A 5,264-nucleotide genomic window follows, 5' to 3' on the forward strand; every position below is an offset into this window, starting at 1 on the left:
AGAGCTTTAAGATGTCAAAGTTAAAAAACAGAGAATGAGCGAGAAAACAGGAGAAAACATTACTTTATAGTGGGAGCGTTGAATCATGTTCATGACCAATTCATTAATTCGATTGGTATGAAGTTCTAACTCCGAAATATCTTTCTGGAAGTCTGGCATTCCGTTTTTCATATCCTGCATAACCCAAAGGTTTGTTACAGCTTCGATCCAATCTTTATCCGTCATTCCAGCTGCTTCAATGGTACTGTTAATTCTGTTCTTTAATTCATCGGTCATTTTAAAACCTTTTGTGGTTTCTGCCATTCGCTTTCGCCTCTCCCTCATAGTTATCTTTATAAGTCAGTATTACCAATAAGTTAACCGAGTTTACCAAGTTAACTTATTGGTCAAAAAAATATTTACTTGTAGATACCGCCGCGTGAATCGATTGCGCGTATGTATACGATCATTTCATTATGATCAATTTCAAAAAGGACGCGGTAGGTGCCAACTCTTAGTCGATAGAGAGCTGTGTAGCCTTTCATTGGCTTAATGTCACCGATAGGTGGGACTTCAAGAAGTCCTCGTAATCCGAGTACGATTCGTTCCTGAACGGCTTTTTCTTGCTTGGCCAAAAATTTAACCGCATCCTTATGGTAGATCAACTTGTAGCCCGAACTCACGCTTGGCGTCCTCCCCCGTAACGTAACCGGCATCACTTTTCATTTGGCGAAGTTCTTCTTCTGTGAGAGGTTCTGAGTCCGGTTCCATCTTATCAATCTCGTTCCAGTCTGGTCGTGTATGGCGAATGGATAAAAATTGCAAATAATCAAAGGCTGATTGCTTTGCATCATCTGGAAGAAGGTCAAACAATTTGATTACAGCTTCTTTGCTAACCGCCATGTGAACGATCTCCTTTCTAAATGTCCGCTAATTAAGATTAGCGGTCGTTATGCATTTTCAGAACGCACACTTGATGTCCGCTAATGTTTCAGTTAAGATAAGAATACCATGTCCGCTAATGTAAGTCAAGATTTGGAGGCTTTGCTAATGAGAGAGACGATCGGGATTTCGGAACAGGGTGAGGAGACTATTCATGACTTCATTCACGCTCTCACCACCCGTGAAGATTTGAATCCCAAAACGCTAAAGCAGTACGCAAGCGACCTGAAACATTTTATTGGTTGGTTTGAAACAGCCGACCACCAAGAGGAAGAAGTTATATTTCGAATTGAAGATGTGGCTACTCCAACATTAACACGATACCGGGAAGCCGCGCAAAAAGTGATGGAATTAAAACCGGCGACCATTAACCGGCGACTTATAACTCTGAAACGTTTTTTTGAGTGGGCCACTTCGGAATCCAGGATTCGCCGTGATCCTTCAAAGCCGGTCAAATTGGTTCCGGAAGAAAAGGTAAGCCCTCGGCAGATGACAGACAAGGAAGAAGCTGCATTGATTGCTGCGGCCGAGCATAGCGGCTCTCTCCGAGATCAGACGATCCTTATTGTCATGCTTCATACCGGCATCAGAACGATGGAGGTTTGCGACTTGACTCCCGGCGATATTCAAATCGGAAAACGCAGCGGCCAACTTACGGTGCGGTCCGGAAAACGAAATAAACAGCGTGAAGTACCTTTGAACGCAACGTGCAGATCTGCTTTGGAAAAATATCTGGCAGTTCTTCCTCCGGATAGTCCTTATCTGTTTCCTTCGGAGAAAACTGGCGATCGATTAACCGAACGAGCTTTACGCCATTTGATTCAAAAATACATGAAAGCGGCGCGGCTCGAAGGACTGAGCGCACACGATCTACGGCACCGGTTCGGGTACGTGATGGCAGAGAACACGCCATTGCACCGCTTGGCGCAAATTATGGGACACGATAGTCTGGATACAACGATGATTTACGTCAAGGCGACTCGCGCGGATCTGCAATCTGAAGTCGAAAAAATAGCATGGCAATGAGGGGATGAGAACGATGTACGCGAGAGTAAGTGGAACTGCTAACTCCGGAGGAACGGCTGCAATATTTGCAAATACCGCCTAATCTCGGCGAATGGGAATTGGGCACCTATTTCACATTTACCCAGCATGACCTTGAAATCATTCAGCAGCGGCGAAGAGATTATAATCGACTCGGCTTTGCCGTGCAGCTGTGCGTACTTCGCTATCTCGGCTGGACGCTCTCTGACGTAAATGAAGTACCTATTCAAGTCCTTCGTTATATCGCTAAACAAATCAACGCCGATGTGGAGTCTTTTACATCTTACGGCGAACGAGAAGCCACGAAATACGAGCATTTGGAGGAAATCAGGTAGGAATATGGCTTCCAGACGTTTACCTTGAGTGAGTATCGTTCCCTGTGCAAGCATCTTTTTAACCATGCAATGGCGAACGGCAATCCTCTACACTTGATTCAACTCGCACTCGAAGATTTACGCAAGCGTAAAATCATACTTCCTTCAATGGCCACGATTGAAAGAGCCGTTTGGGAGACTCGCAAACGAACAGAAGAAAAAATATTCAGGCTACTCAGTAGCTCGCTTACAGAAATACAGATTGCTAAGCTGGATCGAGTCTTGACCACAATGCCGGAAAGCAGCAAAACCTACTTGGCATGGTTAAGAGAAATTCCCGGTACCAGCTCTCCGGATTCTTTTTTGAAGGTTATTGAAAAACTCGAATACATACGTGACTTGCAGCTACAAGTCGATACAAAAGGCATTCATCCGAACCGGCTGCGGCAACTTTCTAAAATTGGTTCACGCTACGAACCTCACTCCTTCCGCCGCTTTAATGATCCAAAAAAGTACGCGATTTTAGTAGCGTACCTACTGGAGCTGATTCAGGATTTGACAGACCTGGCTTTCGAGATTCATGACCGGCAAATCATGATACTGCTCTCCAAAGGGAGAAAAGCCCAAGAAGAACTTCAAAAGCAAAACGGTAAATCGATCAACGAAAAGGTTGTTCACTTTGCCGATCTTGGGGCGGCTCTAATCAAAGCTCGTAGTGAAGGTGTTGACCCATTTGTTGCGCTTGAAGCCGTTATGCCGTGGGGTCAGCTCATCGAATCCGTGGAGGAAGCCAAGCGGCTGGCGCGGCCCGTAGATTATGACTATTTGGACTTATTGGAAAAGAAATTCTATGCGCTCCGGAAGTATACGCCAACGCTGTTAAAATCGTTGGAATTTCACTCAACTAAGTCGGCGGAACCGTTAATGAAGGCGGTTGATATCATTCGGGATATGAATGAAACCGGGAAGCGAAAAGTTCCGGAAGGCGCACCGCTAAATTTCGTTTCAAACCGTTGGCAAAAGCACGTCTACGATGATGACGGAACGATCAACCGGCATTATTACGAAATGGCCGTTCTGACAGAACTGCGTAATTACGTTCGTTCTGGTGACGTTTCCATTGTCGGGAGCCGTCAGCATAAAGATTTCGAGGAATACCTTGTGCCGAAAGAGGACTGGAATGGCATCGATCCAAATGCTACAAAGCTTGCTGTCAGCTTATCGGCAAAAAATTATCTTGAAGAACGGACTGAATCGCTTCTTTAAAGATTAAACTGGGTTTCCGAACATATCGACGAGCTGGACGGCGTGAATTTGGAGAACGGGAAATTGCACATTGAAAGATTGGAGAAAGATGTTCCGGACGAATCCCGGAATTTCAGGCTTTCTCTTTACGAACTTCTTCCACGAATCAAACTAACGGATCTGCTCATGGAAGTAGCCAACTGGACGAATTTTCATGAACAGTTTATTCACGCCTCCAGTAACCGCACTCCGAACGAGGAAGAAACGACAATTCTTATGGCTACCATTATGGCAATGGGAACGAACATTGGGCTTACGAAAATGGCTGAAGCCACGCCGAGCATTTCATATCGGCAGATGGCTAATGCAGCGCAATGGCGGCTGTACGAAGACGCGATGAATAAAGCGCAGGCCGTTCTTGTTAATTTCCATCATAAGCTGGCGCTGCCCTCATACTGGGGAGACGGTACCACCTCATCATCCGATGGAATGCGCGTCCAGATCGGTGTTTCGGCGCTTCATGCAGATGCGAATCCTCACTACGGTACCGGGAAAGGCGCTACGATTTATCGGTTCGTGAGCGATCAATTTTCTACGTTCTACACGAAAGTCATCAATACGAACGCTCGAGATGCCGTACATGTCATTGATGGATTGCTGCATCATGAAACAGATCTGACCATTGAGGAGCATTATACGGATAAAGCCGGTTACACCGATCAAGTCTTTGGTTTAACACATTTGCTCGGATTTCGCTTTGCGCCGCGCTTACGCGACTTGGCTGACTCCAAACTGTACACAATCGGGAAGCCTGCCGACTTCCCTAAACTGGAGAAGCTGCTGCGAGGTCAGATCAATACAAAGATCATTCAGGAGAACTATGACGATGTTCTCCGGCTGGCTCACTCCATCCGTGAAGGAACGGTTTCGGCATCACTCATTATGGGGAAAATTGGCTCCTATGCAAGACAAAATAGTTTGGCCACCGCACTCAGGGAAATGGGCAGAATCGAAAAAACAATCTTCATCCTGGATTACCTATCAAGTGAAGCGCTACGGCGAAGAATCCATCGGGGATTGAACAAAGGGGAAGCCATGAATGCATTGGCCAGGGCGATCTTTTTCGGCAAACATGGAGAACTGCGAGAACGCGCTCTACAAGATCAGCTCCAGAGAGCCAGCGCATTGAACATCATCATTAATGCTATTAGCGTTTGGAATACCGTCTATCTCCAGCAAGCATCAGAACATCGCAAAAAGCAAGGTAAGCTTCAGGAAGATCTACTAAAGCATATCTCACCACTTGGATGGGAGCATATCAATTTCTTAGGAGAATACAAGTTCAATTTAAGGCAGAATACTTCTCTTAATTCATTGCGTCCGCTTAAAGAACAGGACATTGATTGAGCGGTTGGTCCGGGGCTGTCACCCGGACCAACTTAGAGTAAGAAAAAACGCCAAGTCGGACAGGATCGAGGGCTTAGCGTATATTTTCGTTAAAATGTTGGCGGGACCCCTACTAGAGTTTGTCGGATTGCGATCGGATGCGACCGAGATTCTATTTGAAGGTATCGATACTGGTGAACGATCCGACTTGCCCGGTTTATTTCCTTACGCCAGGAGTCTTCCACTGGAAAAAGCGGTACATCCCCATACCATTCTTGCGGTTTAACCCCTTAAAATTTGAGTCTTTCTCCCTTATTCTCGCATTTTCATATGCTTCTTCCCTCCTTCAACCAC

General features: G+C 45.8%; 4 protein-coding genes and 1 pseudogene. 2 read left to right on the plus strand and 3 right to left on the minus strand.

What is annotated here, in order from left to right:
* Window positions 1–6: 6 nt before the first annotated feature.
* From AC3WQH_RS25240 to AC3WQH_RS25250, 3 genes are all read right to left on the minus strand, one after another.
* The gene (locus tag AC3WQH_RS25240) at window positions 7–303 is read right to left on the minus strand and encodes a hypothetical protein (RefSeq protein WP_492332316.1); all 297 of its coding nucleotides are present in this window, start codon (window positions 301–303) and stop codon (window positions 7–9) included.
* Window positions 304–398: 95 nt separating this feature from the next.
* On the minus strand, window positions 399–662 hold the full coding sequence (locus AC3WQH_RS25245; protein ID WP_005835955.1) for a type II toxin-antitoxin system RelE family toxin: 264 nt from the start codon (window positions 660–662) through the stop codon (window positions 399–401).
* Window positions 631–882, minus strand: coding sequence for a hypothetical protein (locus AC3WQH_RS25250; protein WP_005835953.1), 252 nt, complete (start codon window positions 880–882; stop codon window positions 631–633). Before AC3WQH_RS25250 ends, AC3WQH_RS25245 begins: the two co-directional genes overlap by 32 nt.
* 147 nt (window positions 883–1,029) lie before the next feature.
* On the opposite strand from AC3WQH_RS25250, the gene AC3WQH_RS25255 reads away from it, so the two are divergent.
* Together AC3WQH_RS25255 and AC3WQH_RS25260 are read left to right on the plus strand one after the other, a co-directional pair.
* A complete protein-coding gene (locus AC3WQH_RS25255; RefSeq protein ID WP_005835951.1) occupies window positions 1,030–1,947 on the plus strand; it encodes a tyrosine-type recombinase/integrase in 918 nt (305 codons plus the stop codon).
* A 13-nt stretch (window positions 1,948–1,960) separates the two neighbouring features.
* Window positions 1,961–4,931: pseudogene (locus AC3WQH_RS25260) on the plus strand (Tn3 family transposase).
* The last annotated feature ends 333 nt before the right edge of the window (window positions 4,932–5,264 follow it).

The sequence above is a fragment of the Brevibacillus sp. FW301-21C12A genome (genome assembly GCF_058788915.1).